The sequence below is a fragment of the Acidobacteriota bacterium genome (assembly GCA_040752915.1).
GTDB lineage: Bacteria > Acidobacteriota > UBA4820 > UBA4820 > DSQY01 > JBFLVU01.
This window is the reverse complement of the sequence record JBFMHB010000126.1, coordinates 1-3,639: the sequence shown is the minus strand read 5'-3', so window position 1 is coordinate 3,639 and position 3,639 is coordinate 1. Positions and strand designations below refer to the sequence as shown.

General features: G+C 65.7%; 3 protein-coding genes. All 3 read right to left on the bottom strand.

Features of this window, described 5'->3' with window-relative positions:
- Positions 1–165: 165 nt before the first annotated feature.
- Complete coding sequence (locus tag AB1824_13285) at positions 166–792, bottom strand: MarC family protein (GenBank protein MEW5765934.1); 627 nt, start codon at positions 790–792, stop codon at positions 166–168.
- Complete coding sequence (locus AB1824_13280) at positions 789–2,294, bottom strand: asparagine synthase-related protein (GenBank protein MEW5765933.1); 1,506 nt, start codon at positions 2,292–2,294, stop codon at positions 789–791. The genes AB1824_13285 and AB1824_13280 overlap by 4 nt, the downstream gene beginning before the upstream one ends.
- 2 nt (positions 2,295–2,296) lie before the next feature.
- A partial coding sequence (locus AB1824_13275; GenBank protein ID MEW5765932.1) for a methionine synthase occupies positions 2,297–3,639 on the bottom strand: 1,343 nt, incomplete at its 5' end.

Sequence of the window (3,639 nt, the reverse complement as noted above, 5' to 3'; positions counted from 1 at the left end):
CCCTGTGGGCCATCCTGGAGCTGGCCCGAAATCTCGATCGCCCTTCGCGCATCGTCACGATCTTTCCCGACGGCGCCTCACGCTACCTGAGCACCATCTTCAACGACGACTGGATGCGGGAGCGCGGGTTCCTGTGACGGCTTTCCATGACCCCCTGGAGGGGCCTCAGACCGCGGGCGCCGCAGCCAGAAGGGATCTTGCCCCGTTCACGATGAAGGCGACGGCCTTGGCGGCGATAAAGATGTAGAGGATTCTCGCCACCACGAGGACAGAGACCTTTCCAGCGGCCCTCTCCAACAGGGGCGCCGCGTGAAGGACGGGAAGCACGGCCGCGTAAACCAGGAGGGCCGCCAAGGCGGCAGACAACGGACCGTGGGCCTGCATGAGCAGAATCGTCGTGACGATCGTCCCAGGGCCGGCCAAATAAGGGAATCCGAGGGGAAAGACAGCCAGGTCGTCGGAGACCCGGCTCCTGGACCGTACGGCGCTCTTCGGCCCAAGAAGCATGCCGCGGGCGGCCACTGTGAAGACGAGCACCCCTCCTGCTATCTGGAAGGCGCCCGCCTCCACCCGGAAGACGTCGGCGAGCATCCAGTGGCCGAAGAGAGCGAAGGCGATCACAATGCCGGCCGCCGTCAGCGTTCCCCTTCGCAGGCACGCCGCGCGCTCGCAGGAGGGCAACCCGCGAGTAAGGTCAGCGAAGAGGGGAAGGTTGCCCACGGCGTTGACCATGGCGAAGAGGACCAAGGCGTCGTGGAAAAGCGTGTCCAGAAAGGCGACCGTCGCGCTCACGGTGTCCCCGCGGCGGCGCGGTCCAGGGTCCGACCTACCAGAGAGGCGGAGATGTGGCTTCCGAAGGCTTCCCGCCAGATGCGATACGAATAGAGTTCCTCGGGGGATCTCAAGACGACGCCCGGCTCCACAGCCTTTGTCCGCCTGAACTCGTCCTCCGAGATGGAAGAATCCGCCAGCCGCGCGATCACCTCCGACGAGCCGGCCCCCTCGGAGAATTTCATCTTCTTGCGCTGGAGGATGGAATCGGGGAGGATCCCCCGGCAGGCTTCCCTCAAGAGCCACTTTTCCGGGCGGTCCGGCCGGGGTTCCAGAAGGTCCACGGGGAGCCTCGCCACGTAGCGGACCAGGTCCCCGTCCAGGAAGGGCACCCGCCCCTCGAGCCCGTGGGCCATGGTCATGCGGTCGCCGCGCTGGAGGTTGGTGTCCTGAAGGCGCAATGTGATGTCTGTGAGTTCCCGGCGAAGGCACTCTCCGCCTCCGAGCCGGCTCAGATACTCGTACCCCGCGAAGAGTTCGTCTGCCCCCTCTCCCATGAGGGCCACCTTGACGTGCCGAGCGGCGAGTTTGGCGATGAAGTACATGGGAATGGCGGATCGGACCAGGGGGGCGTCAAAAGACTCCAGGTGGCGAATGACCTCAGGCAAGGCCTCCTCCACGTCCTTTTCGCTGTAACGAAGTTCGTGGTGGACGGTCCCGAGGTGGGCGGCCACCCGTCGGGCCGCTTCGAGGTCCGGGGCTCCTTCCATCCCCGCCGTAAAAGAGTGGAGTTCGACTACGTGAGGACGCATGAGTGCGGCCACCAGACTGCTGTCGAGCCCTCCCGAAAGGAACACCCCCACGGGGACGTCGGCCATGAGGCGCTTCTCCACGGCCCTTTCCAACAGCCTCCGGATGTCTTTAAGGACGGCTTCGAGGGGGACCTCGGAGATGCGTGGACGAGGCGGGTAGGGAAGTGAGACACGCCAGGGTTCCCCATCGTGGAGCATGGCGTGACCGGCCGGAAGCATATGGAGTTCGTCCATCGGAGGGAATGCCTTGAGTTCGCTGGAGGCCAGGAGGACCCCCTCCCGCCGGCCGTAGTAAAGGGGTTTGATCCCCAGCGCGTCGCGTGCCAGGAGGAGGCCTCCCGGTCCCGCTATGGCCATCGCGAACATCCCGTCCAGCCGGGGGAGCATGTCCTCACCCTCCTCCTCATACAGGTGCAGGAGGACCTCCGTGTCGGAACGGCTGCTGAAAGCGTGGCGAGGCTCTATGGTCCGCCGAAGCTCGAGGTGGTTGTAAACCTCCCCGTTGAAGGCGACGGCCAGATCCCCGCGCTCGTTGGCCATGGGTTGCGCGCCTCCTTCCAGGTCGAGGATGGACAGGCGCACATGGCCGAGGCAGGCCTTCCCGCGGATCGCGACGCCTTCGCCATCGGGCCCCCGGTGCCGGATCCGGTCGAGCATGGTCCGGACCGTATCGTCTCCGACAGCCCCCCAGGAAACGGCAATACCGCACACGGTCAGGCCACTCCCGGGATGCCGAGAGAGCGAAGTCGCTCTCGTTCGGAGAGAACCCTGCGGGAGGCGGGATCAATGGCCTCCCAACCGCCTTCCACGCACGCCGTCACGATGGTCCCCTTGAGGTGGGGGTTCCCGCGGAAATGCGGAGCGTCCAGGACACCCGTGCGGATTGCCCGTGTGAGCACCTCCGCGTCGCCCCACGGGTCGTCCCGGTCCTGGCCCAGGGTTCGGATCGCTGCGAGGATCTCCTCGGCCTCGGAAACGAGATGGTCTCTCCTGGAGGCGACCGTTGGATCGGCGGATGCGTCGGGCAGTCCCTTCAGCGCAAGATCCACGGCCCCTTGCGCCACGCGGCAGCTCTCGATCAGGGAGTCGGCATCCACAACGGTCCGTGCCTCCGTGAATCCCACTACGTGGAGGATGTGGGGCTTCAGCGCCATGGAGAGGACGGCCGAGGCGGCCATGTGCCCCTTGGCCTTCCCGAAGTCTCCGGGCAGGCTCGTGATGCCCGCCCTCACCTCCCGTAGGGTCGAGAAGTCAGGCCCTTCCAGCCGGGAGATCAGATCCAGTTTGGCCAGCATCTTGGCCAGGTCCATGGCCGGGCTGGTGGAGGGCGGCGTGTTGTGCATCATCTGGATCACGTAATACCGCACGCCCTGGCGCTTGGCGTTGTACGCCGCCAGAAAGGCGGCCGCCACGGCAAGGGAGTCGTGGGCGTCGCGGAGGCTCCACTGGTGGGATTCGTTGACCTCCACCGGGACCCCTTGGACAGCGTAGAACCGCATGGCGGCCTGCTTTTCCTGGATAGCCTCAGGAAACGGGACTTTGCTGCGCCCGTCCATGACGCTGTACCAGCAGAGAGGAATCGCGCCCCAGGCGTTTCGAATCGTGTCCAGACTCATCTCCGCCCAGGGGATCAGGTCCCTCGTCCCGCTGTAGCACCGGAGGAGGGGGAAGTTGCCGCACCGGGTGGCCTCGTAAACGGCCCGCAGGTCCTCGGGCCTTCTGACGGGCACCCCGCCCGCTCCGTCCTGGGAGGGGTCCATTTCATAAGGGCGGAAGAAGTGTTCCTGGGCGTTCTGGTCGGGTCCGACGGAGAGGACGTCGAGGACTCTGGATTCCGCTATCCTGCTGGCGCCCTCGATGGTTCTGGCAAGGTCCGGCTCTCCGTAGTGGTGGCGCAGAAGGGGCCTCGGGAATCGCTGCTCGATTCTTTCGAGCAAGGTCGAAGGGTACCTCGCCTCGCCTGATCCGGCGGTATGGCCCGTCAGGTATGCCCGGATTTCGTCGTGGGGCTCGCTTCCATCGAAGGCTCGCTCGAAGAAGCCCGTCTTCCGAGCCA